Below are 25,672 nucleotides of genomic sequence, written 5' to 3' on the forward strand. Positions count from 1 at the left end.
CCGCCCGCGGCCGGTGCCGTACGGGCGGGGCGAGGAGAGCGGGGCCGGCCGTGCGCGGGTCAGCGCGTCACGGTGGGCGCCGGCCCGCCGGTTGCCGTCGCCAGCTGCCCGGCCGGCGCGTTCGCCACGTACGCGGCCAGGTCACTGTATTTGTCGCGCAGTTGACGCTTGAGCGTCTTCTCCGTCGGGCCCACCGGGATGTCGTCGTGCGTGCGGGCGATCTCGAGGACCGCGAGCTGCGGCTGACCGGCGGTGGCCAGGGCCGCGTTGGCGAGGCGGAGCAGCTCGTCGGCCGCCGCGTCGTCGGCGTGCGGGCGGACGACGGCGACCGGTACGGTCCGCTCCCCGTCGCGGCCCGCGACGACCGCGCAGTCGGCGATCTGCGGGACGTGTAGCAGCAGCGCCTCCTCCATCAGCACCGAGTAGCCGTCGCCCTGTGCGGTGCGGATGCGGTCGACGACGCGGTCGACGTGGAAGAACTCGCCGTCCGCGTCCTTGTAGGCGAGGTCGCCGGTGAGCCGGTAGGAACCGAGCCAACTGCGGTAGTACGTGTCGGAGTCGTTCCAGTAGCCCGGGGAGACGGATTCGCCGCGCACCGCGAGGAGGCCGGTCTCCCCGGGGTCGGTCTCGGTGCCGTCCTCGCGCAGCACGGTGACGTCGGCGATGGGCACGGGGCGGCCGATGTGCCGGGCGCGGGGCGGGGTGTCCTGGGTGATGACGCGGCGCAGCGGGCCCCAGCCGAGCTCGGAGGCGCCCAGCGAGTCGCCGAAGACCGAGCCGGGCACGAGCCGTCCGTCCTCCATGTGCCGGCCCAGGCCGATCAGGGTCCGCACATGCGTGTCGTGCGCGGAGTCCCCGGTGTTCAGCCAGTACTCCACCGACTCGAAGTCGGCGGGGTCGGGGTCGGACGTGGCCAGCGCCGCGAAGGTCGGGTGGAAGGCCATGATCGTGGTCGGCCTGTACGTGGCGGCGGCCCGGGCCACACTGGCCGGGCTGCGGTCGGTGAGCGCTACCAGCGGCAGCCCGGCGAGCAGCGCGTAGAAGGTGAACGCGATCGCCCCCGAGTGGGACTGCGCCACGGCGGAGAGCATGACCGAGTTCTCCGGTTCGGGGTGAACCGAGAGACGGAACCGGGCGCCCGCGACGCTCTGGCGGTGGGACCAGATGACGAGCTTGGGGTTCCCGGTCGTACCCGAGGTGTGACACAGGACCACCGGGTCGTCGTCGGCATGACGAAACCGCGCCGAATCGTGCAGTCCACCGGTGGGGAGGTGCACGTCCTCGCGGGTCCAGGTGTGGCGCAGACCGGACAACTCGGTCTGTCGGCCGGCCAGTCGCGCCAGGTGGTCGGCGTCCGTGTACAGCGCGACGGCGCCCGAGCGCTCGATGACGCCGAGGGCGACCTCGGGGCGCATCCGGCCGTTGATGAGGACCGGAATCGCTCCGATTTGCGCGAGCGCGGTCAGCTGGACCTGGTCCTCGAAAGAATCCTCGATGTATACGGCGACCCGGTCGCGCGGCTCAATTCCGCGCTCGAGATACCAAGCCGACCATGAATCCGCAAGGGAGCACAGCTGGGAGAGGCTGAATTCATGCTGCGGGACGCCATCGGCGTTCACCAGGGCCCGCTGTGAGACGAGTACGGGAAGATCCGGTGTACGGCTGGTTTCCAGAGCGATACGCCAGGCGTTGCCACCACCAAAATCGTTCTGGAGGAGCTGGGCGCGCTCCTCCGGAGTACGCAAGGTACGTGGAGAGAAAGGCATGTGTTCACCTGTTCTGGAAGGCAGCAAGGCGACATTGGGCCGTCGTGTATTCACCCGGCCTGAATATGGCGGGAATGGGGATCGGGCGCTGGCGGCCAACCGGGTCGCTCAAGATCGCGAGGAACCTTAACACAGCTCAGGGCCACAGCAGCCCAGGTCCGCCCCCACTTGTGCGGCTGCCGAGCGGGCCGGCCGGAGCCCTCCCCGTGAGGATTTGGTGAACCGTATGGATGGGAGGCGAATCTATGCGTGTAGCACTTTCTCGATCGGCCGGTCGGGACCTATCTGTCAATTGACACAAAGTGGACATGGGTACGTTTTCAAGATTCAGACTCGTGTATGGTCTTGGCCGCCCCCGGTGTGTGTTGCATGGGTTGGGAAGCGGGTCCTGTATTCGACCTCGCCACCCGTTGTCCGCCGGGCTTCATAGGCAGGCGAGTTATACGGAAAAGGACCCTCGTTGGTGCGCGATGTAGTGCCGAATAATTCAGTGCGCGACAGACTGCGTGAGATCGTGGCGTCTGTCCTTGAAATGGAAAAGGCGGACATCGAGCCCGATGCTCTGTTCTATGAGGATCTCGGCGTCGACTCCCTGGAGAAGGTCGGTATCGTCGCCGCGATCGAGAGCGAGTTCGGAGTGTCCCTGCCCCCCGAGGAGGCGGCGGGCGTCACCAGCGTGGACGCCGCGGTGACCGTGCTCGGCGACCGGGCCACGGCCCCCCGCGGTATCGACCTGATCGGCCACCTGGTGGCCCATCAGGTCTCCGCCGGTCACGGCGAAAGGGTCAGCTACCTCGACCCCGACGTCGGCGAGGTCACCTACGCGGGCCTCTTGGAGGCAGCGCGCGGATACGCCGGCGCGCTCCGGGCAGCAGGCGTGCGCCAGGGCGCCCGCGGCCTCCTCGTCGCGGACGACTCCGTCGCGACCGTCGTCGCCGTCCTCGGCCTGTGGTGGCACGGCTGTGTCCCGGTCGTGATCAGCCCGGTGCTCACCGACGACGAGGTCCGCTACATCGCCGACGACTGCGCCGCCGAGGTGGTGCACCTGGACGCGGCCCCGAAGCGGCAACTCGCCCTGGAGGGACTGTTCGCGGGGAAGACCCGGTTCTCCGGCGCCGACGTCCGTGCCGCTCTGGCGACGGCCGAGCCCGGCCCCGCCCGGCTCCCCGAGCAGGCCGGTTCTCCGGCTGCGTGGAGCGCGCGGTGCGAGGCGCTGGTGCAGTACACCTCCGGAAGCACCGGCATGCCCAAGGGAGTCCGGCACTCGGCGGGCGCCATCGCGGCCATGGCCGACGGTATCGGCACGGTGCTCGCACTGACCCCCGAGGACACCGTGCTCTCCAGCGCCCGGATGTCCTTCGGCTACGGCTTCGGCAGCTCCGTCCTGTGCCCGCTGGCGGCCGGCGCCCGCGTCGCGCTCATCCGCGGCACGGTCGACGTCCACTCGCTGGTCGCCGCGATGCGGCGCCACCGGCCCACCGTGCTGTTCTCGGTGCCGCGCCTGTACGCGGCGCTGCTCGGCGCCGCCGAGACGGCCGACGTCTCCGCCGACTCGGTGCGGCTGTGCGTGGCGGCGGGCGAGAACCTGCCGGCCTCGCTCGGCGAACGGATCCGCACCGCCTTCGACGCCGAGCTGCTCAACGGGCTCGGTGCCACCGAGGTGCTCTACATCGTCGTCGGCACACCGCCGGGGCGGGAACTGCCGGGCACCTTCGGGGTCCCGGTGCCCGGCGTCACCGCGACCGTCCGCGCCGCGGACGGCATGCCGGTCGCCGACGGGGAGGAGGGACGGCTGCATATCGCCGGCCCGACGGTCGCCCTCGGCTACATCGGCCGGCCGGAGGCCGCTGCGGTCACCTTCGCCGACGGCGGCGTCTATACCGGTGACGTGGTGCGCCGCACGCCGGACGGCACGTTCACCCATCTCTGCCGCGCCGACGACCTGCTCAACCTGGGCGGTTACAAGGTCGTGCCGAGCGAGATCGAGGGGGTGGTCCGCGCCGCCGTGGGAGTCCAGGACTGCGTGGTGGTCGGCAGCCGCGACGCCGACGGCCTGGAGCAGGCCGTGCTGTACCTGGTCGCCTGCGCCGGGGCGGACGAGGACGTGGTCCGGCGCGCGGTGATGGCCGCTATCCGTGGCGGTCTCGCCGCCTACAAGCGGCCGGCCCGGCTGGAGTTCCTGGACAGGCTCCCGACCACTTCGACCGGAAAGCTGGCCGCCTTCGAGCTGAGGAAGCAGGCTGCACGACAGTGACCTGGGATATTACGGGTATGGGAGCCGTCGCGAACATCGGCGGCAATCCCCGGGAGATATTCGCCGCGCTCTGCGCCGGCCGTGAGAGCCGCACGCCCCTGAAGGCGTTCGACCCCGACAAGTACCGGGCTGCGTACGCCTACGAGATCGACGACCGGCCCGAGGGCGGTGGCGACGTGCCGCGGCGGGCCACCCGCTGGCTCACCACGGCCGTGCGCCAGGCGCTCGCCGACGCGGGCCTGGGTGAGGACCTGTCGCGGGTGCCGGTGCTGGTCGGGACCACCATGCGCGAGCAGCGCAGCGTCGAACTGTGGTGGCGTGACGGCGTCGAAGTCGGCCTGGGGGACTTGCACTTCGGCACCTCCCTGAGGGAGGAGTTCGGGGCGGTCACCACGTACACCTTCGCCAACGCCTGCTCCGCCACGCTCTACGCGCTCGGTATGGCCACCGACATGATCGAGCTCGGCATGACCGACACGGTCGTGGTCGCCGGCACCGACGCCGCGACCGAGAGCGCCTTCGGCACGCTCGACCGGGTACAGAACGAGACCCCCGACGCGCTGCGCCCCTTCGACACCTCGCACAAGGGCATGCTCATGGGCGAGGGCGCGGTCGCCGTCGTCGTCCAGCGCGCCGGCACCGGCCACGGGACCGTGCACGCCCGGGTACGCGGGGTGTCCATGAACTGCGACGCCCACCACGCCACCGCGCCCGACCCCGACGGGATCGGGCTGGCGGTGCGGGACGCCTATCGCAGGGCCGGGGTGCGGGCCGAGGACATCGACCTGCTGATGCTGCACGGCAGCGGTACGCCCAGGAACGACGTGACGGAGTCGAGCGTCCTGAGCCAGGTGTTCCAGGGCACCGGAGGCGGCCCGCTGATGACCGCGATCAAGGCGATGACGGGGCACACACTGGGCGGTTCGGGACTGCTCAGCCTCGTCATGGCGGTGCTCGCCATGCAGGAGGGCGTGGTACCTCCGGTCCTGGGGCTCACAGATCCGATCCCCGAGGCTGCGGGACTGCGCCTGGTGCGGGGCGAGCCCGCGGCCGGCGACCTGGCCATCGCGCAGATCGACGCGTTCGGCTTCGGCGGGATCAACGCCGTGGCGATTGTGGAGGCGGCCCGATGAGTACGACCAACAGCACACGCGCGACGGGTCCGGGCACCCGGGAGGTCGTCGTCACCGGCGTAGGACTGGCGCTCCCCGGCGTCGCGACGCCCGGCGACCTGCTCGGCCCCGTACCCGGCGAGGGCGGCTTCGACCTGTCCACCGGGCTCGGTGGTCGCGAGATGCGCCACAAGGACCGCGCGTCCCGGCTCGCCCTGCGCTCCGCCGAGTTCGCCCTCGACGACGCGGGGCTGACCGATGCCGACGCGACGTTCTCGGGCGTGGCCGACGCCACCGCCGTCGTGGTGAGCACCAACCTGGGCAACGTGGACAGCGTCTGCGAGGCCACCGACACCATCGCCAGGGTCGGCATCATGGGCCTCAGCCCGCTGGGCCTGCCGCAGACGTCGAGCAATGTCATCGCCGGCTGGGTGGCCATCCGCTACGGACTCCGCGGCCCGAACCTCACCGTCTGCAACGGCGTCACGAGCGGCTTGGACGCGCTGTGCTGGGCCCGGAACCTGATCGTGGCCGGGCGCGCCGAAGCAGCCGTCGTGGTCGGCGTCGAACCGGCCAACGACGTGGTGACGAAGCTGCTCGGTGAGCAGTCCACCGACGCGGCGGTCGCGTTGGTGCTCGAATCCGCGGATGCGGCGGCGTCCCGCGGCGCGCGGCCCCGCGCCACGATCGGCGGATACGCCCGCGCCGCGGACCTCCCCGCGGCGCTGGCCGCCGCCGGGGTGCCCGACAAGACGTCCATCGGGCTGTGGCTGGCCGACGGGCGCGTGTCCGAGCCGGCTGACACGCTCGCCGGCACCCGCCGGATCGATCTGGAGTCCCAGCTGGGCCCGCTGTCCGGGGCGTTGGGCGTCCTGCAGTGCGCCGCCGCGGTGGCCCATCTGGAGAGCGGCGCCACCCACAGCGTGCTCGCCACAGCGGGAAGCCCTGGTCACGACGCGGCCGCTGCTCTGCTGCTGGACCCGGTCCGGTCCTGACCGACCGACTTCATCTCCCCTTGAAGGAACGAAAGGAATACCCATGACCACCGCGACTGTGAACATCGAGGACCTCCGCGCCCTGATAGCCGGTGCCCTGGAGGCCGAGCCGGAAGAGGTCACCGACGAGGCTCACTTCACCGACGAGCTCGAGATCGACTCGCTGATGCTGCTGGAGATCTCGACCCGCGTGGAGAACACGTACGGCGTCCCGGTCGACGACGTGGTCATCAGCGGTGTCCACACCCTCGCCGAGCTGCACGCCTTCCTCACCTCCAAGCTCGCCGGCGAGCCGTCCGCATGAGCGACCACCTGACGGCCGCCCGACCCGTCGCACTCGTCTCAGGCGGCTCCCGGGGCATCGGACGCGCGATCGTGACCCGGCTCGCCGAGGACGGCTACGACATCGCGTTCTGCTACCACTCGCGCTCGGACGCCGCCGAGGAGACCGCCGAGGCGGCCGCCAAGCACGGCGCGCGCACCTTCGCCCGCCGAGTCGACATCGCCGACGCCGAGGCGACCCGGCGGTTCACCGCCGAGGCCGAGGCCGAACTCGGGCCGCTGGACGCCGTGGTGACCGCCGCGGGCATCACGCGGGACCGGCCGCTGGCGATGATGGACGACACCCAGTGGCAGGACGTCGTCCGCACCAACCTCGACGGCACGTACCACGTCTGCCGTGCCTCCATCCAGTCACTGATCAAGCGCCGGACCGGTGCGATCGTCACGCTGTCGTCGATCGCCGGTGTGTACGGCGGCGTGGGGCAGACCAACTACTCGGCCTCCAAGGCGGGCATCATCGGCTTCACCCGCGCCCTCGCCAAGGAGTACGGCAAGTTCGGCGTGCGGGCGAACTCGGTGGCACCGGGCTTTATCGACACCGACATGACCTCGGCGGTGCCGGAGGCAGCCAGAAAGAAGTACCTGGGCCAGATCCCGCTGGGCCGCTTCGGTGCCCCGGACGACGTGGCCGACCTGGTCTCGTTCCTCGTCTCGGACCGCGCCGCCTACATCACCGGCCAGGTCCTGGGCATCGACGGCGGACTCGCGATCTGAGGGAGGGATTGTCATGAAGCACGTGGAACCCGAGGTCTTCCTCGTGGCGAGCCCCCGCGTCGACTACGCGGCGATGGCTGAGTATCTGCGCGAGGTCGGCGGCGAGAGCTGGCTGCAGCGCCTGGACAGCGGTGCGCTCGACGACCACCTCAACGATCCGCAGAACCTCGCCGAGTTCGCGGGCCGGGCCTGCTACCGCTCGTGGGAGCCGGGGCTGAACCCCAACGTGGTCCGCATCCGTGCCGACCAGGACCAGTACCTGGGCAACATCCTGGCCAGCGCGCACGGGTCGGTCCTCGAACACGTCAGTTTCACCTTCGCGCTGCACAACGTGAGCCGGGTGCTGACGCACGAACTGGTCCGCCACCGCGCCGGTGTCGCCGTGTCCCAGGAGTCGCTGCGCTTCGTGCGGCTCCAGGAGCTGCCGTTCTGGTTCCCGGAGTGGGCGCGCGAGGACCCGGAGCTGATGGCCCGGGCCACCGAGATGCTGGAGCGGATGGAAGAGTTCCAGCACTGGATGACGGAGCACTTCCAGCTGGACGCCGAAGGACTGCCCTTCAGCGAGAAGAAGCACAAGACGTCCTTCATGCGCAGGTTCGCCCCCGATGGGGTGGCCACCGGTCTCGTCTGGACCGCGAACGTGCGCGCCCTGCGACACATGATCGAGGCCCGCACAGCACCGGGCGCCGAGGAGGAGATTCGTCTCCTGTTCGACCGGATCGGGCAGCTCATGCGGCAGGAGGCCCCGGCGCTGTTCTCGGACTACGAGGTGGTGGACGGAGCCTGGGTCCCGAAGTGGCGCAAGGTCTGACCCGCCTTGTCGCGCGCATCCGTCCGAACCGGTACGCAGCCGGCCCGGCGTGTCCGCCAGGACCGCCGGGCCCGGCCCCAGAAAGCGAGTACTCCCATGTCTGTTTCCAGCGCCCCGGCGACGCCCGCCGGATCCGGTGCCGGGCCTGCCGCCACGCCGGAGGAGATCCTGGCCCGCGCCAAGGCCGCCGCACCGGAGCTGGCCGCCCGTGCCGAGGAGATCGAGGAGGCCCGGCGCCTTCCCGACGACATCGTCCGACTGCTGCGTTCCACCGGCGTCTTCGGCATGGCCTACCCTGCCTCGTGGGGCGGCCCGGTGCTCACCCCGGTCCAGCAGACCGAGGTGATCGAGGCGCTGGCGACCGGTGACGCCTCCGCCGCGTGGTGCGCCATGGTCGGCATGGACAGCGGTCTGTTCGCCGGTTTCATGGCCGAGCCGGCCGCCCGCGAGCTCTTCCCCGACCTCGACATGATCACGGCCGGGGCCATCCCTCCGAAGGGCCGGGCCGACCGGGTCCCCGGCGGCTACCGCGTCAACGGCGACTGGCAGTTCGGCAGCGGCATCACGCACTGCGACCGGGTCATCGCCGGCGTGCTCGTGTACCGGGACGGCGAGCCGGAGCCCAACCCACTGCCGGTCGGCGGCCGCGCGCACTGGCGGATCATCGTCGCCCGGCCGGACCAGTTCGAGATCTCCGACACGTGGTACACCACGGGGCTGGCGGGCAGTGGCAGCCGGGATTACCGGGCCAAGGACCTGTTCGTGCCCGAGGAGCACACCTTCAGCTTCGCCAACCCCGTCGTGCCGAGCCCGGCCGCCACCCCCGACTCGATCCTGAGGACCATGCCCGGCGTCCCCCTCGGCGTCGCCCGCGCCGCCCTGGACCACGTACGGGAGATGGCGAAGAAGCGCGTCGACCGTCCGACCCGTCAGCCCTGGCCGCAGAACTACCGGGTGCAGATGGCGATCGCCCAGTGCGAGTCGGACCTGCTGGTCGCGCGGCATGGGGTGTACGGCACGCTGCACCGGCAGTGGGAACTGCTGCAGGCCGGCGCGGAGATCGGCCCCGACGAGCAGGTCGCCGTGGCGCTCGCCCGCGTCAACGCCTTCCGCGCGGCGCGGACCATCGTGTCCAGCCTGTTCGATCTGGTCACCACGGCCGCGATCTACAAGCCCTCGCCGCTCGACCGCTGGCTGCGCGACCTCAACGCGATGTGCCAGCACGCCACCGTGCAGGACCAGATCCTGCAGTCCGCCGGCGCGATCCTGCTGGGCGGCAAGCCGCAGAACCCGCTCGCCCTGGGGCTCCCGGAGTAGCCGGCCCGAGGGCCCCGCCCACGGTCGGCCGTTCGGCCGCACGTACGCAGTTTATCGTGACAGCGCCCCTGCCCGGGGCCGAGACGCCAGTCAAGGGAGCACGTTCCACGTGGAGACGACCGAGTATCTGACCGACGGCGGGGTGCGGGTGATGCGCACCGCCACGCCGGTGGACCCGGACCGCGAGAGCGGGGTCTTCCGCGAGCTCGTGGCGGCCGTCGAGAACCGCCGGGGCGGAGTGCTGAGTTCGGGGGTCGAGTACCCCGGGCGGTACAGCCGCTGGCATATGGCCTACGTCGACCCGTGCCTGGAGTTCACCTCGCGCGGGCTGCGCCTGACCGCCCGGGCCCTGAACGAGCGGGGCCGCGTCCTGCTGCCCATCGTGGCCGCCGCCTTGGAGAGCGCGGGAGAGGTCTCGCACGGCGACGGTACGGCCGAGGTGACGGTCCTCGCCGATGACCGACTGGCCGCCGAGGAGGACCGTACCCGCCGGCCCACGGTGTTCACCGCCCTGCGTGCGGTGACCTCGGCGCTGCGCTGCAACGACCCCTACCTCGGCCTCTACGGCGCGTTCGGCTACGACCTCGTGCACCAGTTCGAGAGCATCAGGGTCAGCCGGGAACGGCCCGCCGACCAGCGCGACATCGTGCTGCACCTGGCCGACGAGATGATCATCGTGGACCGTCAGCGGGAGACCAGCGCCCGGCTCTCCTACGACTTCGTCGTCGACGGCGTCTCCACAGTCGGCCTCGCCCGCACCACCGAACCCACCCCCGCCCCGGCCGACCGGGAGCCGCCCGCCCAGCCCGTGCCCGGTCGCTACGCCCAGCTGGTGCGCGACGCCAAGGAGAGGTTCCGGTGCGGCGACCTCTTCGAGGTCGTCCCCAGCCATGAGATGTACGAGCGCTGCGACTCCGCCGTCGCCGCCTACGACCGGCTGCGCCGCCGCAACCCGGCACCGTACGAGTTCCTCTTCAACCTGGGCGACTGCGAGTATCTGGTGGGTGCCTCCCCGGAGATGTTCGTCCGGGTCCGCGGCCACCGGGTCGAGACCTGCCCGATCTCCGGGACGGTCGCCCGCGGCTCGGACGCGTTGGAGGACGCGGAGAACATCCGGGAGCTGCTCAACTCGGCCAAGGACGAGTCCGAGCTGACCATGTGCACCGACGTGGACCGCAACGACAAGGCGCGGATCTGCGTACCGGGATCCGTCAAGGTCATCGGACGCCGCCAGATCGAGCTCTACTCGCGCCTCATCCACACCGTTGACCACGTCGAGGGCCGGCTGCGCCCCGGGTACGACGCCTTCGACGCCTTCCTCACCCACATGTGGGCGGTCACCGTGACCGGCGCGCCGAAAAGCTGGGCGATGCAGTTCATCGAGGACCACGAGGAGTCCCCGCGCCGGTGGTACGGAGGCGCGGTCGGCTTCGTCGGTTTCGACGGCTCGATGAACACCGGACTCACCATCCGCACCGCGCAGATCCGCGACGGCGTGGCCGCGGTACGCGCCGGGGCGACCCTGCTGTACGACTCCGACCCCGACGCCGAGGAGCGCGAGACCCACCTCAAGGCCCTTGCCCTGCGGGAAGCCCTCACCGCGACCCACGCCGGAGCGGTTCGGACACCGAAGCCGGCTCCGGGCAGCGAGGCGAAGGTCCTGCTCGTCGACCACGAGGACTCCTTCGTACACACGCTCGCCGACTACTTCCGCTGCGCGGGCGCCCAGGTGACGACGCTGCGGCACGGCTTCCCGTACGCGATGCTCGACGGGATTCGGCCCGACCTCGTGGTGCTCTCCCCTGGACCCGGCCGCCCCAAGGACTTCGCCTGCGCGGACCTGCTCGACGAGGTCTATGCGCGGGACATCCCGGTGTTCGGCGTGTGCCTGGGGCTGCAGGCGATGGTCGAGCACGCCGGCGGCGAGCTGTCCCAGCTGGACACCCCGGTGCACGGCAAGCCCGGCCGGGTCGCCGTCCTGGGCGGCGCCCTGTTCGAGGGGCTGCCCGCCGAGTTCACGGCCGCGCGCTACCACTCCCTGTACATCAGGCCGGAACTGGCCGGTCCGTTCGAGGTCACCGCGCAGACCGGTGACGTCGTCATGGCCATCGAGGACCGCGTCCACCGCCGCTACGCGGTGCAGTTCCACCCGGAATCGATCCTCACCGCCACCCACAACGCCGGCCACCGCATCATCAGCAACGTGCTGAAGCTCACCGTTCCCCGCCACTCGCGGAACGGCGGGCCGACGGCGGGTCCGGCCGGCCGGCCGGCGACCGCTCACGCCTGATCGACGAAGTGAGAGAACCATGCAGCAGCAGACCGTGAAGGTCGTCGGAATCGGGGGTTCGCCCCGGCCGCACTCCACCGCGGAGCGGGCGCTTCGCACGGTGTTGGCGGAGGCGCGGCGCCTGGGCGCGGAGACCAGCCTGATCGGCGGAGCCGAGCTGGTGCTCCCGGTCTACGACCCGCGCGAGGAGATCCGTTCGCCGCAGGCGCTGCGCCTGATCGCCGAGGTCGCCTCGGCGGACGGCATTGTCATCGCCAGCCCGGCCTATCACGGCACCGTCTCCGGCCTGGTCAAGAACGCCCTCGACTACCTGGAGGAGCTGCGCGGCGACGCCCAGCCCTATCTGAGCGGCCGTGCCGTCGGCCTCCTGGCAGTCGGACAAGGCTGGCAGGGCGCGGTCTCCACGCTGGGGACGCTGCGCACCGTCACCCACGCTCTGCGCGGCTGGCCGACCCCGCTCGGGGTCGCTGTCAACAGCGAGGCGGTGGCCTTCGACGCGGACGGCCGCTGCGACCACCCGCGCATCCAGGCACAGTTGACGGCCATGGCCGGTCAGGTGGTGGAGTTCGCCCGCTCGCGCCGCGTCGCCGCGCCCGTTCCGGCTCAGGAGGTCGTGGCGGGCGCCGGAAGGGCGGCACGGTGACGACGGGGACCCCGAACCGAGCCGGGTATGACGACGCACGCCCGGTGACGACCGGCCCGGTCATCCGCCCCAGACAGCCGGCCGACCCGGCGGTCCGCCTGTTCATGTTCCACCACGCCGGCGGCTCGCATCTGCTCTACCGGGGCTGGGCGGCGCACTTCCCCGAGGACTGGGAGATCTGTCTGCTGGAGGCCCCCGGGCGGGGCCGGCTGCAGGCGCTGCCGTTGATCGACGACTGCGACCGGCTGGTCGACTACTTCCACACCGCCCTCGCCCCGTGGCTCGACCGGCCGTTCGGGTTCTTCGGCCACAGCATGGGATCGCTCGTCGCCTACCAGCTCACCCGCCGGCTCGTCCGCGAGGGCGGCCCGCTCCCCGACTGGCTGGGCGTGTCCGCGTACGGCGCCCCGCGGGGTGAGGCCGGCGCCGACGGCCGCCGCCATCTGATGTCCGACGACGAACTGCGCGACTGGTTGCGGAACGCGGGCGGCAGCCCCCCGCAGCTGCTCGACAACGACGTCATCTGGCGCAAGTTCGGTCCGGTGTTCCGCGGCGACTTCAAGCTCGTGGACACCTGGACTCCGCCCCGAGACCCCGAACCGCTGCCCGTCCCGATCTCAGTCTTCGGGGGCCGCGACGACGTCCTCATCGGCGAAGACCGACTGCTGGCCTGGCGGACGTTCACGCGGGACTTCCGCGGACTCGAGATGTACGAAGGCGACCACTTCTACCTGACGGATCACCGCCGGCCCCTCGCCGCCACCATCACGGCCGCGATGCGGGCCGCCGCTCCAGTTCGCTGACGCCATGCCCGCCTGCCTCTTGGAGAAAGGGAACGTGAATGCCCGAGACCGTGGACAGCACCCTTGAGGAGCGGTACCTCCAGGTCGCCCGACTGGACCAGACCATTATCGACCTGGTCAAGGAGCGCACCGACCTGTGCCGGGAGCTGGCCTCCCAGCGCCGCGCCGTCGGAGGCCCTGCCATCGAGCTCTCCCGGGAGAACGCAGTCCTCCACCGCTACCACCAGGCGCTCGGCCCCATCGGTACCTCGCTGGGGATGCTTCTCACGGAACTGGGGCGACGGGACTGATCCGTCGCTCGGAGCGTGCACAATGACCGAGGTGATCCGAGGTGAGTGGTGGATCAGAGGATGGCATGCGTTAGCGTGGCAGGCGTTGATGGCGAGCCCCGTGCTGGTTCGTGCTGGGTGTAGAGGCGCAGTAGGGATAAACGTGCAGGTCAGAGCAATTTCATGAAAATACTGCACACTTCCGACTGGCATCTCGGCCGGGCCTTCCACCGGGTGAACATGCTCGGAGCCCAGGCCGAGTTCATCGGCCATCTCGTCACCACCGTGCGGGAGCGCGCGGTGGACGCGGTGGTCGTGTCGGGGGATGTGTACGACCGCGCGGTTCCGCCGCTCGCCGCCGTCGAGCTGTTCGACGACGCCCTGCACCGGCTGGCCGACCTCGGTGTGCCGACGGTGATGATCTCCGGCAACCACGACTCGGCACGCCGCCTCGGCGTGGGCGCCGGGCTGATCGGGCGGGCGGGCATCCATCTGCGGACCGACCCGTCGGCCTGCGGCACGCCCGTCGTGCTGCGGGACGCCTTCGGGGAGGTGGCCTTCTACGGGCTGCCGTATCTCGAACCCGCCCTGGTGAAGGATGAGTTCGGGGTGGAGAAGGCCGGGCACGAGGCGGTGCTGGCCGCCGCCATGGACCGGGTCCGCGCCGACCTCGCCACACGCCCGCCGGGCACCCGGTCCGTCGTCCTCGCCCACGCCTTCGTCACCGGCGGCGAGGCCAGCGACAGCGAGCGGGACATCACCGTCGGCGGAGTCGCCGCCGTCCCGGCCGGCGTCTTCGACGGTGTCGACTACGCCGCGCTGGGGCATCTGCACGGCTGCCAGACCATCACCGAGCGCGTGCGCTACTCCGGCTCCCCGCTGCCGTACTCCTTCTCGGAGGCCGGGCACCGCAAGAGCATGTGGCTCGTCGACCTCGACGCCGACGGCGCGGTGACCGCCGAGCGCGTCGACTGCCCGGTGCCGCGCCCGCTGGCCCGCATCCGGGGCACCCTGGAGGACCTGCTCGCCGACCCGGAGCTGGCGCGGCACGAGGAGGCGTGGGTCGAGGCGACCCTCACCGACGTGGTCCGCCCGGCCGAGCCCATGGCCCGCCTCACCGAGCGCTTCCCGCACACCCTCAGCCTCGTCTTCGCCCCGGAACGCGCGCCCGACGACCCCGACGTGTCCTACGCCCGCCGCCTCGCCGGCCGCAGCGACCAGCAGATCGCCGAGGACTTCGTCGCGCACGTCCGCGGCGCCGGACCCGACACCCGGGAACGGACGGTCCTGCGGGAGGCGTTCGACGCGGTCCGCGCGGACCAGGCGGTGCGGGAGGTGGCCCGATGAGGGCGCCAGCGGCACGTCGGCTCCCTGGAGCCAGCCCGGCGGCAGGGCACGCGGCCCGTATGCCGTTCCTCGCCCCGGAGGCCGCCCGATGAGGCTGCACCGGCTCGACATCACCGCCTTCGGGCCCTTCGGCGGCTCCCAGAGCGTCGATTTCGACGCGCTGTCCGCCGCCGGGCTGTTCCTGCTGCACGGGCCGACCGGCGCGGGCAAGACATCCGTGCTGGACGCGGTGTGCTACGCGCTCTACGGCTCCGTGCCGGGCGCCCGGCAGAGCGGCCAGGGCACCGGCCTGCGCAGCGACCACGCGGCGCCGGGCACCCGCACGTCGGTGACGCTGGAGCTGACCGTCGCCGGCCGGCGGCTGGAGATCACCCGGCAGCCGCCCTGGGAGCGCCCCAAGAAGCGCGGCACCGGCACCACCCTGGACAAGGCCCAGACCTGGCTGCGCGAGTACGACGCCGCGGCCGGCGGCTGGCGGGACCGCAGCCGCTCGCACCAGGAGATCGGCGAGGAGATCACCCAGCTGCTCGGCATGAGCCGGGAGCAGTTCTGCCAGGTGGTGCTGTTGCCGCAGGGCGACTTCGCGCGCTTCCTGCGCGCCGACGCCGAGGCCCGCGGCAAGCTGCTCGGCCGGCTCTTCGACACCCAGCGCTTCGCCGAGGTCGAGAAGCGGCTCGCCGACCGCCGCCGCGCCACCGAGGCCGACGTCCGCGACGGCGACGCGGCCCTGCTCGCCGACGCCCACCGGATGCAGCAGGCGGCGGGTGGCGCCCTGGACCTGCCCGAGCTGGCCCCCGGCGACCCCGGCCTGGCCGACGCCGTGCTCGGCGCCGCCGCCATCGCCCGCAGCACCGCCCGCGAAGAGCTGACCGTCGCCCAGAGCCGCCTCGCCGCCGCCGAGTCCGCACGGGCCGCCGCCGACCGCGCCCTGGACGACGTACGCGAACTGGCCCGCCTGCAAAGGCGGTTCACCGAAGCCCGGGAGAGGTCCCTCCTCCTGGAGGAACGGGCCGACGCCCACCGCGAGGCGCAGGCCCGGATGGAGCGCGCCCGCAAGGCCGAGGCCGTGGCCCCCGCCCTGGAGCTGCGGGAGTCCGCCGACGCCGAGCACCGCCGCGCGGTCGCCGCCGAGGCCCAGGCGCGAGCGGCGCTGCCCGAGCGGTACGCCGACGCCGGTGCCGCCGGGCTGGCCGCCGACGCCCGCCGGGCCGCCGAGGAGCTGGGCGGACTGGAATCGGCCCGCCGCGGGGAGCGCCGGCTCGCCGATCTCGTTGCCGAACGCGGCGGCCTCGACCGCCAGGAGCGCGCCGACGGGGAGATCCTTCAGGAGGCCGAGTCCTGGCTCGCCGGATGGGAGACCACCCGCGCGGAGCTGAGGTCCCGCATCGAGTCCGCGCAGGAGGCCGCGGGGCGGGCGGAGCAGCTCGCCGAGCGGCGCGAACCCGCCCGGCGGCGGCTGGACGCGGCCCGGCAGCGGGACCGGCTCGCCGGTGAGGCGGACGCCGCCGAGCGGCAGGCCCTCGCCGCCGCCCACGACGCTGTCGAGGCCCGCGCCCACTGGCTCGACCTCAAGGAACAGCGGCTGAACGGCATCGCCGCCGAACTCGCCGCGAACCTCGTCGACGGCGAGCCCTGCGCCGTCTGCGGCGCCACCGACCACCCCGCCCCGGCCCGCAAGGTCGCCGGGCACGTCGACCGGGAGACGGAGGAGCGCGCCCTCGCCGCCTACCAGCGCGCCGACGAACAGCGCGCCGAGGACGAACGGCGCCTGGCAGCCGTACGCGAGGCGCTGGCCGCCGCCACCGCCGAGGCCGGGGACACCCCGGCCGGTGAACTCGCCCGCGCGGCCGAGGAGCTGGAGCGGCAGTACCAGCAGGCGCGCGCGGCCGCCTCCGCGCTGCACGCCGCCCAGGAGGAGCTGCGCCACGCCGAGCAGGAGCACGAGCGGCGTACCACCGCCCGGCAGCAGGCCGCCGTCCGGGCCGCCGCCCGCGTCGGCCACCGGGAGCGGCTGGAGAGCGAACGGGCCGCGCTGGAGGAGGAACTGGCGCAGGCGCGGGGTACGGCGGACAGCGTGGCCGCACGCGCCGCCCAGCTGGAGCGGTGGGCGGCCAGGCTCACCGAGGCCGCCGAGGCCGCCCGCACCGCCGAGGACACCGCCCAGCGCCTCAAGGACGCCGACGCACGGCTCGCCGACGCGGCCTTCCGGGCCGGTTTCGACACCCCGCAGGCCGCGGCCGCCGCCCTCCTCGACGACACCGCCCATCGCGAGCTGCAACGGCGCCTTGACGCCTGGCAGGCCGAGGAGGCCGCCGTCCGCGCGGTGCTCGCCGAGGCCGACACCGCCGCCGCGGCCGGGCGGCCGCCCGCCGACCTCGCCTCCGCCGAGCAGGCCGCCGCCGAGGCGGAACGCCGGGTGCGGGAGGCCGCCTCCGCGCGGGACGCCGCCGCCCGCCGCTGCGCCGAACTCGACCGGCTCTCCGCCCACGCGGCCACGGGCGCCCGCCGGCTGGCCCCGCTGCGCGAGGAGTACGACCGGGTGGCCCGGCTGGCCGGACTCGCGGCCGGCACCTCCGCGGACAACGAGCGCCGGATGCGCCTGGAGGCCTACGTCCTCGCCGCCCGCCTGGAGCAGGTCGCCGCCGCCGCGACCGTACGGCTGCAGCGCATGTCGTCCGGGCGCTACACCCTGGTGCACTCCGACGACCGGGCCGGGCGCGGCCGCAGCGGGCTCGGACTGCATGTCGTCGACGCCTGGACCGGACGCGAGCGGGACACGGCGACCCTGTCCGGCGGCGAGACCTTCTTCGCCTCCCTCGCCCTCGCCCTCGGCCTCGCCGACGTCGTCACCGACGAGGCGGGCGGGGTCCGCCTGGACACCCTCTTCATCGACGAGGGCTTCGGCAGCCTCGACGACCAGACGCTGGACGAGGTGCTGGACGTGCTCGACTCACTGCGCGAGCGCGACCGCAGCGTCGGCATCGTCAGCCATGTCGCCGATCTGCGGCGGCGGATCCACGCGCAGCTGGAGGTCGTCAAGGGCAGATCCGGGTCGGCGCTGCGGCAGCGGGGGCACTGAACCTCACTGCACTGAACCTCACTGCACCGAACCTCGCCGACCTCACCGGCCTCACTGGCCGAGCGGGCGCCGGGGCAGCGGCGAGGAGTAGACGACACTCGTGGTCACCGAGCCCAGCGCCCCGATCCGCCCCGAGACCTCCTCCAGGTGCCGCATCGAGCGCGCGGCCACCTTGATGACGAAGCAGTCGTCGCCGGTGACGTGGTGCGCCTCCAGGATCTCCGGGGTCGCGGCGACCAGGTCGTGGAAGGGCTTGTAGTTGCCGTTCGGGTAGCGCAGTCGGACGAACGCGAGGATCGGCAGGCCCAGCCGCTCGGGGTCCACCACGGCCGCGTACCCCTGGATGACGCCCGCCTCCTCCAGTCGGCGCACCCGCTCGGTCACGGCGCTCGGGGACATGGAGACGGCCCGGGCCAGCTCGGCGAAGCTGGCCCGGCCCTCCCGCTGGAGGACGTCGAGGATGCGCCAGTCGGTGGCGTCCGGGGAAAACGCGGTCATGTCCGAGGGATAGCAGGGGAATCCCCGGCCGATCAAGGGTCGGACCGTGGAACGGCCCTTCAGGAAGATGATCAACGACCGTAGATTTCTGGTCATCGGACCCCACGGGGTCGGACACCACCAGCAAGGGAGCCCTGCGATGACCGCCGCCACCGCCGCCAACCCCGTCCTGCGCGTCGCCCCCGCCGCCCCGGCCGAGGCCGCCGCCTACTTCCGGGCCAGCCTCGTCTTCCACGCCGACGTCTCCGACGTGGCCGCCGCGCTCGCCGCCGACGGCGACCCGGGCTTCGTGGTGCTGGACTCCCGTTCCACCGCGGCCTGGGACCAGGGCCACATCCCCGGCGCGGTCCACCTGCCGACCGCGCTCATCCCGGAGCAGGCCGAGCAGCTGCTCGACAAGTCGGTGCCGGTCGTGACGTACTGCTGGGGACCCGGCTGCAACGGAGCCACCCGCGCCGCCCTCGCCCTCGCCGAACTGGGCTACCAGGTCAAGGAGATGCTGGGCGGCTTCGAGTACTGGGCGCGCGAGGGCTTCGAGTTCGAGACTTGGCAGGGCCCCGACCGGCGCGCGGCGGACCCGCTGACGGCGCCGGCCGACTCCGAGGACTGTGGCTGCTGAGGCCTCCGGCGGGGCGCGGGAAAAAGACCGCCTGCGGAGCTGCGCGCCCCCGCCGTCCGGCGGGGGCGGGCCGTGGGGTCTGGTCGCGCAGTTCCCCGCGCCCCTGGGCGGGGCGCGCCGCGCGGCGGCTCAGAGGCGTGCCAGCTCGTCCACCAGGTCGTCCAGGCCCAGTGACCCCTGGGACAGTGCCGCCATGTGCCAGGCCTTGAGGTCGAAGGCGTCGCCGTGTCGCTCGCGCGCCTTCTCCCGGCCCAGGAGCCAGGCCCGCTCGCCCAGCTTGTAGCCGATCGCCTGGCCCGGGATCGTCAGATAGCGGGTCAGCTCGCTCGACACGAAGTCCGCCGGACGGCTGCTGTGCGCGCCGAAGAACTCCTCGGCCAGATCCGGTGTCCACCGCTCGCCCGGATGGAACGGCGAGTCCGCCGGGATCTCCAGCTCCAGGTGCATGCCGATGTCGACGATCACCCGGGCCGCCCGCATCATCTGCGCGTCGAGATAGCCGAGCCGCACCTCGGCGTCGGTGAGGAAGCCCAGCTCGTCCATCAGCCGCTCCGCGTACAGCGCCCAGCCCTCGGCGTTGGCGCTCACCATGCCGACGGACGCCTGGTAGCGGGACAGGTTCCCGGCGACGTGCACCCACTGCGCCAGCTGGAGGTGATGGCCGGGCACGCCCTCGTGGTACCAGGTGGAGACCAGGTCGTAGACCGGGAACCGGGTCAGTCCCATCGTCGGCAGCCAGGTGCGGCCCGGGCGGGAGAAGTCCTCCGACGGGGATGTGTAGTACGGGGCGGCGGCGCCGCCGGGCGGGGCGATGCGCGACTCCACCCTCCGCACCCGTTCGGCGAGTTCGAAGTGGGTGCCGTCCAGCGCCTCGATCGCCTGGTCCATCAGGCCCTGGAGCCACTCCCGGACCTCGTCGACGCCCTCGATGTGCCGGCCGTGCTCGTCGAGGTGCGCGAGCGCGACCCACGGCGTCTCGGCGCCCGGCAGGATCTTCTCGGCTTCCTTCCGCATCTCGCCGAGGAGGCGGTGGAACTCCGACCAGCCGTACGCGTACGCCTCGTCCAGGTCCAGGTCGGTGCCGTTGTAGTAGCGCGACCAGCGGGCGTAGCGCTCGCGGCCCACCGTGTTCGGGGCGCCCTCGACGGCCGGGGCGTACACGTCGCGCATCCAGTCCCGCAGCTCCGCCACGGCCGCGGTCGCCTCCCGCGCGGCCTTGTCCAGCTCGGTGCGCAGGGCCTCGGGGCCCGCGGCGGCGAAGTCCTCGAACCAGCCGCGGCCGGAGCCGGTGTCCGCCCACTCGGCCAGCTGCTCGATGAACACGGCGGTCGGGCGCGGGCCCGCGTACAGCGTGCGGTCCAGGCCGAGCGCCAGGGACTCGCGGTAGCCCGCCAGCGCGGCCGGCACCGCCCGCAGCCGCTCGGCGATCGCCGCCCAGTCCTCCTCGGTGTCCGCCGGGGTCACCGTGAACACCTCGCGCACCTGATGGGCGGCCGTGCCCATGTTGCCGACCGCGCGGAGCCCCTCGTCGGCCTCGTGCACGGCCAGTTCGGCGGTCAGCCGCTCCCGCAGCAGCCGGGCGCAGCGGCGCTCGATGTCACTGTCCGCGCCGGGCCGGCGCTCGGCCTCGTCGAGCCGCGCCAGCGTCCGGCGGGCCAGCTCCGCCAGCGCCTCCTGGCCCGCGGGCGAGGTGTCGGGCAGCCGGCTCGAACTCTCCTTCACCCCCAGGTAGGTGCCGGTCACCGGGTCGAGGGCGATGAGCTCGTCGACGTAGGCGTCGGCGACCTCGCGGGGCAGCGGGCTCTGTGGGGTCTGTGGCATGCGGACCATCCTCGTACGACGTCCGGGCACCGTCACCGGGATTGCGCCGAGGGCGAAGGCGAAGGCGGCAGCAGCGGGCCGCAGTCCCACTGCTGGAAGATCAGCCGGGTCTCCACGCGCGCCACCTCGCGGCGGGCCGTGAACTCGTCCAGGACCAGCCGTTGCAGGTCCGCCATGTCGGCGACAGCGACATGGACGAGGTAGTCGTCCGGGCCGGTGAGATGGAAGACGGTCCGCGATTCCGGCAGGGCCCGGATCCGCTCCACGAACGGTCCCACCAGCTCCCGCCGGTGCGGTCTGACCTGCACCGACAGCAGCGCTTCGAGACCGCGCCCGAGCTTGGCCGGATCCAGCCGCAGCTGATGCCCGAGGATCACGCCCGCACGGCGCAGCCGGGTCACCCGGTCCAGGCAGGTCGACGGCGCGACCCCGACCTGCGCGGCGAGGTCCCGGTAGGTCGTCCGGGCGTCGTTCTGCAACAGCCGCAACAGATGGAGATCCACCGGATCCAGTACGACAGATTCGGCCACTCGCCGAACGTAACACGGGATCGAACGATCCGGCACCGGTCGGTGTTCACCCTCTCCGCCATGGAGTCAGCGCGCACACAGATACCCACCCGTACCAGAGCACTGGCCACCGAGGCCGTGCACGCCGGCCGCGACGACCTCGCCGAGCTGGGCCTGCACGTCCCGCCGATCGATCTGTCGACCACCTACCCCTCCGCCGACAGCCGCGCCGAGGCGGCCCGGATCGACGCGTTCGCCGCGACCGGCGCCGAGCCGGACGGCCCGCCCGTCTACGCCCGCCTCGGCAACCCCACCGTCGCCCGCTTCGAGACCGCCCTCGCCCGTCTGGAGGGCACCGAGGCCGCCGTCGCGTTCGCCAGCGGCATGGCCGCGCTCAGCGCGGTCCTCCTCGTCCGGGCCTCGCTCGGCCTGCGGCACGTCGTGGCCGTACGTCCCCTGTACGGATGCAGCGACCATCTGCTCACCGCCGGTCTGCTCGGCACCGAGGTCACCTGGACCGACCCGGCCGGGATCGCGGAGGCGCTGCGCCCGGACACCGGGCTCGTCCTCGTCGAGTCCCCGGCCAACCCGACCCTCGCCGAACTCGATCTGCGGGCCATCGCCCACGCCTGCGGCTCCGTGCCGCTGCTGGCGGACAACACCTTCGCCACGCCCGTGCTGCAGCGCCCCGTCGAGCACGGCGCGCGGCTGGTGCTGCACAGCGCCACCAAGTACCTCGGCGGCCACGGCGACGTCCTGGCCGGAGTGGTCGCCTGCGACGAGGAGTTCGCGGGACGGCTGCGCCAGGTCAGGTTCGCCACCGGCGGGGTCCTGCACCCGCTGGCCGGCTATCTGCTGCTGCGCGGCCTCGCCACCCTGCCGGTCCGGGTGCGCGCGGCCTCCGAGAACGCCGCCGAACTCGCCCGCCGGCTCGCCGTCGACCCGCGGGTCGACCGGGTGCACTACCCGCGCATCGGTGGCGCGATGGTCGCCTTCGAGACGCTCGGCGACCCGCACGCCGTCATCGGCGGCGTCAAGCTCATCACCCCCGCGGTCAGCCTCGGCAGCGTGGACACCCTCATCCAGCACCCCGCGTCCATCAGCCACCGCATCGTGGACGCCGACGACCGCCGGGGCGCCGGCGTCAGCGACCGGCTGCTGCGCCTGTCGGTGGGCCTGGAGGACGTCGACGACCTGTGGGCCGACCTGGACCGGGCCCTGGGGTGAAAACGAGCGAACGGCCCGGCGTGGCCGGGCCGTTCACCAGGAGCGGCGGCGGTCAGTCGCCCACGGCCACCGCGGCCGTCTCCAGCCGGGCCGTGATCACCAGGGTGCCCTCCTCGATCTGGTAGTCGAGGGGCAGGCCCAGGCCGCGCATCGCGGCCACCATGCCGGTGTTGGAGGCCTGGGTGACCGCGTACACGCTCTCGCAGCCCGCCTCGCGCGCCATGGCCACCAGGCGGCCCAGCAGTTCGGCGCCGATGCCGCGCCGCTGCCAGGCGTCCTCGACGAGCAGCGCGACCTCCGTCTCGTCCCCGTCCCACAGCAGATGGCCGAGGCCGACGATCCGCCCCGAGGCGGTCTGCACGGCGAGGGTGCGGCCGAAGCGCGGGGAGAGCAGATGGTTGAGATAGCGGTCCGCGTCGCCGACCGGCCCGTGGTAGCGCATGGCGAGGGTGCGCGACGAGCAGCGCTCGTGCATCTCCTTCGCCGCCTCCAGATCGCCGGTGTCGGCCCGGCGCACGGTGATGGCGTCGCCTTCCGGCAGGGTCAGCACGTCCTGGCTGCGCGGGATCCGCGGACCGAGCCGCGAGTCCAGCTCCACCAGCGCCCGGGCCCGTGCGAACTCGGTCGGGGTGAACGGCAGATACGGCCGCTCCACGGTGATCACGCCGCCCTCCGGGGCCCGCAGCCGCATCACGGTGTCCTCCAGCACGCCCTCCACCGGTACGGCGTCGGTGCGCCCGGCAGGGGTGGCGGGCAGCTGGCGGATGGTGCAGCGGCCGAGCAACTGGCGTATGGCGAGTGGGAGTTCGGCCGCGTCCAGGGCGGTGCGGGTGGCCAGGCCCAGGATCCGGGTCGGGGCGTCCACCAGGTCGTGGGCGTCGGCCCGCTCGATCCAGGTCCCGGTGCCACCGGCCAGCGACACCGCCCGGGTGATCTCACCGGCCGTGAGCGTCTCTGGGGCGCGCAGCAGGAACTCGTCCACCGTGCCGTGGCCCAGCGGATGCGTCTGGAGGCTCAGGATGTCGACCCGGTGGCCGGCGAGGGCCGTGCACAGCGCGGCCAGCGACCCCGGCTCGTCCCGTACGGTCGTCCGCAGCCGCCACAGCGCGCTCTGCCCGGACACGCCCTCGGGCGTGCCCTCCGTCGGCCCGGCCTGCCGCTCGGCGGTGCTCGGCCGGGCGCCGGTATCACCGGCCGGCGGTGCGTGACCGTGGCGGCGTGCCCACCAGGTGTGGAAGGCCGTGGTGGCGAGCAGCACGACCGCGGACCCCAGCAGCAGCTCCGGACCGTCGGGCCCGTGCCCGATCAGGTTGGCCACGGCGTCGGCGACCGCGACGGCGGTGAACAGGGCGGCGAGTTCGACCACGTCCCGGCGCCAGTGGTGCACGGGACGCCCGTTTTTCGCGCGCGTCACATCAGTCATCTTCCGCTTCATGCACCCACTGTGAAGGAAGGGTGTTGCGTGATCACGAACGATGTGTGACTGATGGGTAAAGCGACCTTCTGTCCGTTTTGCCGCTGAGGTCGCTGAGTCGCTGAGGCCGCTGAGCGGATATGCCGCGCACCGCGGGATGACGGCGGTGCGCGACACGGCAAGAGGGTACGGGATCTACTGCCCGACGACCCCGGCTGGAGCACCTTGGTGAACAGCACGGTGCCGTCCTGCTCGCGCAGCCGGACCGTCAGTTCCGCGGTGTCGCCGTCGATGTCGACCTCGCCGAAGAACTGGTAGCCCTCCGCGGGGGAGACGTTCGCCCGGGTCGGCGCCTTCAGGAAGACCCGCTCCGGCCCGAAGGTGCCGTCCAGCGCGTTCGCCGGGAAGGCACCCGCGTTGAGCGGACCGGACACGAACTCCCAGAACGGCTCGAAGTCGGTGAACGCGGCCCGCGACGGCTGGTAGTGCTGCGCCGAGGTGTAGTGCACGTCGGCCGTCAGCCAGACCGTGCCGGTGATCCGGCGGTGCTTGACGAACCGCAGCAGCTCGGCGATCTGCAGCTCACGGCCGAGCGGGGCACCCGGGTCGCCCTGCGCGACCGCCTCGATGTTCGGCTTCCCGTCCCCGGTGTCCGGCACGACCAGGCCGAGCGGCATGTCGGAGGCGATCACCTTCCACACCGCGCGCGACCGGGACAGCTCCTTCTTCAGCCACTCCAGCTGCTCGCGGCCGAGGATGCCCTGCGCGTCGTCGGTCTGCCGGCCGGGCGAGTTCGCGTTGCGGTAGGTCCGCATGTCGAGCACGAAGACGTCCAGCAGCGGGCCGTGGTGCTGCACCCGGTAGACCCGGCCGTCGGGGCGGCGCAGCGTGGAGATCGGGAAGTACTCCGAGAACGCCTGCCGGGCCCGCGCGGCGAGCACGTCGACGTTCTTCTCCGTGTACCGGCTGTCGGCGAGGATCTCGCCCGGGTACCAGTTGTTGGTGACCTCGTGGTCGTCCCACTGGATGATCGAGGGCACCCGGGCGTTGAACGCGCGCAGGTTCTCGTCCAGCAGGTTGTAGCGGAAGTTGCCGCGGAACTCGGCCAGGGTCTCGGCGACCTTGGACTTCTCCTCGGTGGTGACGTTCCGCCAGGTCCGCCCGTCGGGCAGGGTCACCGTCCCGGTGATCGGGCCGTCGGCGTAGACGTTGTCACCGGAGCAGATGAAGAAGTCCGGGTCCAGGGCGGCCATCGCGTCGTAGATGCGGTAGCCGCCGAGGTCCGGGTTGATGCCCCAGCCCTGCCCGGCCAGGTCGCCGGACCAGACGAACCGCACACCGTCGCGGCGCCGGACGGACGCCGTGCGGAAGGTGCCGGTGACCGGCTCGCCGGTGCGGCGCGGGTCGTCCGGGTCGGCCAGCAGCACCCGGTAGTGGATCTGCTCGCCGGGCGGCAGGCCGCGCAGCCGGGTGGTGCCGGTGAAGTCGGTGTCCGCGCCCAGCAGGGGGCCGTGCCATCTGCGCGGATTGCGGAAGGACTCGGTGGCGGACGTCTCGACGATCATCCGGGCCGGCCGGTCCGAGCGCACCCACACCAGCCCGGAGTCCGTCGTCACATCGCCCGTCTGCACGCCCCAGCCCGCCCGCGGGCGCCCCGACAGGGCAAGGGCGGGCGCCGCGCCGAGACCGACGGGCAGGGTCAGGGCCGCGGACGCGGCGAGCGAACCGCGCAGCACGGTGCGGCGGTCGGGAAGCGGACGAAGTGCCATGAAAGGGCCTCCAGGCGGGATCCGGCCAAGGTGTTGAAGCCACACCTACTGGTGCACCGCAGCGCACACGGAA

General features: G+C 72.6%; 20 protein-coding genes and 1 pseudogene. 15 read left to right on the forward strand and 6 right to left on the reverse strand.

Annotation, left to right across the window (positions count from 1 at the left end; translation table 11 throughout):
* Positions 1–59: 59 nt before the first annotated feature.
* A complete protein-coding gene (locus ACZ42A_RS37470) occupies positions 60–1,745 on the reverse strand; it encodes a class I adenylate-forming enzyme family protein (RefSeq protein WP_468531838.1) in 1,686 nt (561 codons plus the stop codon).
* 511 nt (positions 1,746–2,256) lie between these two features.
* On the opposite strand from ACZ42A_RS37470, the gene ACZ42A_RS37475 reads away from it, so the two are divergent.
* The 13 genes from ACZ42A_RS37475 (at position 2,257) to ACZ42A_RS37535 (ending at position 17,742) form a co-directional block, all read left to right on the forward strand.
* Entirely contained in the window at positions 2,257–4,020 is a 1,764-nt protein-coding gene (locus ACZ42A_RS37475) for an AMP-binding protein (protein ID WP_468531839.1), read from the forward strand.
* Positions 4,017–5,153, forward strand: a complete 1,137-nt coding sequence (locus ACZ42A_RS37480; protein ID WP_468531840.1) for a beta-ketoacyl synthase N-terminal-like domain-containing protein — start codon at positions 4,017–4,019, stop codon at positions 5,151–5,153. Before ACZ42A_RS37475 ends, ACZ42A_RS37480 begins: the two co-directional genes overlap by 4 nt.
* Positions 5,150–6,127, forward strand: coding sequence for a beta-ketoacyl synthase N-terminal-like domain-containing protein (locus ACZ42A_RS37485; protein ID WP_468531841.1), 978 nt, complete (start codon positions 5,150–5,152; stop codon positions 6,125–6,127). Before ACZ42A_RS37480 ends, ACZ42A_RS37485 begins: the two co-directional genes overlap by 4 nt.
* A 43-nt stretch (positions 6,128–6,170) precedes the next feature.
* Positions 6,171–6,431, forward strand: coding sequence for an acyl carrier protein (locus tag ACZ42A_RS37490; RefSeq protein WP_468531842.1), 261 nt, complete (start codon positions 6,171–6,173; stop codon positions 6,429–6,431).
* Entirely contained in the window at positions 6,428–7,183 is a 756-nt protein-coding gene (gene fabG / locus ACZ42A_RS37495; RefSeq protein ID WP_468531843.1) for a 3-oxoacyl-[acyl-carrier-protein] reductase, read from the forward strand. The genes ACZ42A_RS37490 and fabG overlap by 4 nt, the downstream gene beginning before the upstream one ends.
* Positions 7,184–7,196: 13 nt before the next feature.
* Complete coding sequence (gene thyX / locus ACZ42A_RS37500) at positions 7,197–7,994, forward strand: FAD-dependent thymidylate synthase (protein WP_468531844.1); 798 nt, start codon at positions 7,197–7,199, stop codon at positions 7,992–7,994.
* Positions 7,995–8,090: 96 nt separating this feature from the next.
* A complete protein-coding gene (locus ACZ42A_RS37505; RefSeq protein WP_468531845.1) occupies positions 8,091–9,311 on the forward strand; it encodes an acyl-CoA dehydrogenase family protein in 1,221 nt (406 codons plus the stop codon).
* 109 nt (positions 9,312–9,420) lie between these two features.
* Positions 9,421–11,601, forward strand: a complete 2,181-nt coding sequence (locus tag ACZ42A_RS37510; RefSeq protein ID WP_468531846.1) for an anthranilate synthase component I — start codon at positions 9,421–9,423, stop codon at positions 11,599–11,601.
* 19 nt (positions 11,602–11,620) lie between these two features.
* Positions 11,621–12,244 (forward strand): NADPH-dependent FMN reductase, encoded by a 624-nt coding sequence (locus ACZ42A_RS37515; RefSeq protein ID WP_468531847.1) that lies wholly within the window; start codon positions 11,621–11,623, stop codon positions 12,242–12,244.
* Between the two features lie 44 nt (positions 12,245–12,288).
* The gene (locus ACZ42A_RS37520; protein ID WP_468531848.1) at positions 12,289–13,047 is read left to right on the forward strand and encodes a thioesterase II family protein; all 759 of its coding nucleotides are present in this window, start codon (positions 12,289–12,291) and stop codon (positions 13,045–13,047) included.
* A gap of 38 nt (positions 13,048–13,085) precedes the next feature.
* Complete coding sequence (locus ACZ42A_RS37525) at positions 13,086–13,337, forward strand: chorismate mutase (RefSeq protein ID WP_468531849.1); 252 nt, start codon at positions 13,086–13,088, stop codon at positions 13,335–13,337.
* 162 nt (positions 13,338–13,499) lie between these two features.
* Positions 13,500–14,663, forward strand: a complete 1,164-nt coding sequence (locus ACZ42A_RS37530) for an exonuclease SbcCD subunit D (protein ID WP_468531850.1) — start codon at positions 13,500–13,502, stop codon at positions 14,661–14,663.
* An 88-nt stretch (positions 14,664–14,751) separates the two neighbouring features.
* Positions 14,752–17,742, forward strand: coding sequence for an AAA family ATPase (locus ACZ42A_RS37535; protein ID WP_468531851.1), 2,991 nt, complete (start codon positions 14,752–14,754; stop codon positions 17,740–17,742).
* Between the two features lie 51 nt (positions 17,743–17,793).
* Here the strand turns inward: ACZ42A_RS37535 and ACZ42A_RS37540 are convergent, their stop codons facing one another.
* The gene (locus ACZ42A_RS37540) at positions 17,794–18,240 is read right to left on the reverse strand and encodes an Lrp/AsnC family transcriptional regulator (protein ID WP_468531852.1); all 447 of its coding nucleotides are present in this window, start codon (positions 18,238–18,240) and stop codon (positions 17,794–17,796) included.
* A 139-nt stretch (positions 18,241–18,379) separates the two neighbouring features.
* Here ACZ42A_RS37540 and ACZ42A_RS37545 point away from each other — a divergent pair, with 139 nt between their 5' ends.
* Complete coding sequence (locus tag ACZ42A_RS37545; protein ID WP_468531853.1) at positions 18,380–18,859, forward strand: rhodanese-like domain-containing protein; 480 nt, start codon at positions 18,380–18,382, stop codon at positions 18,857–18,859.
* 129 nt (positions 18,860–18,988) lie between these two features.
* On the opposite strand, the gene ACZ42A_RS37550 is transcribed toward ACZ42A_RS37545, so the two are convergent.
* On the reverse strand, positions 18,989–20,680 hold the full coding sequence (locus tag ACZ42A_RS37550) for a DUF885 domain-containing protein (protein WP_468531854.1): 1,692 nt from the start codon (positions 20,678–20,680) through the stop codon (positions 18,989–18,991).
* A 32-nt stretch (positions 20,681–20,712) separates the two neighbouring features.
* Positions 20,713–21,210, reverse strand: coding sequence for an Lrp/AsnC family transcriptional regulator (locus ACZ42A_RS37555; protein ID WP_468531855.1), 498 nt, complete (start codon positions 21,208–21,210; stop codon positions 20,713–20,715).
* A gap of 60 nt (positions 21,211–21,270) precedes the next feature.
* On the opposite strand from ACZ42A_RS37555, the gene ACZ42A_RS37560 reads away from it, so the two are divergent.
* Positions 21,271–22,416, forward strand: coding sequence for a trans-sulfuration enzyme family protein (locus tag ACZ42A_RS37560; RefSeq protein WP_468531856.1), 1,146 nt, complete (start codon positions 21,271–21,273; stop codon positions 22,414–22,416).
* Between the two features lie 52 nt (positions 22,417–22,468).
* Here ACZ42A_RS37560 and ACZ42A_RS37565 read toward each other — a convergent pair whose 3' ends face one another.
* The gene (locus tag ACZ42A_RS37565) at positions 22,469–23,839 is read right to left on the reverse strand and encodes a GNAT family N-acetyltransferase (RefSeq protein WP_468531857.1); all 1,371 of its coding nucleotides are present in this window, start codon (positions 23,837–23,839) and stop codon (positions 22,469–22,471) included.
* Between the two features lie 191 nt (positions 23,840–24,030).
* Positions 24,031–25,599, reverse strand: a pseudogene (locus tag ACZ42A_RS37570) (alkaline phosphatase D family protein); the annotation flags it as partial.
* Between the last annotated feature and the right edge of the window lie 73 nt (positions 25,600–25,672).

This window comes from Streptomyces sp. NPDC030838 (assembly GCF_055572035.1).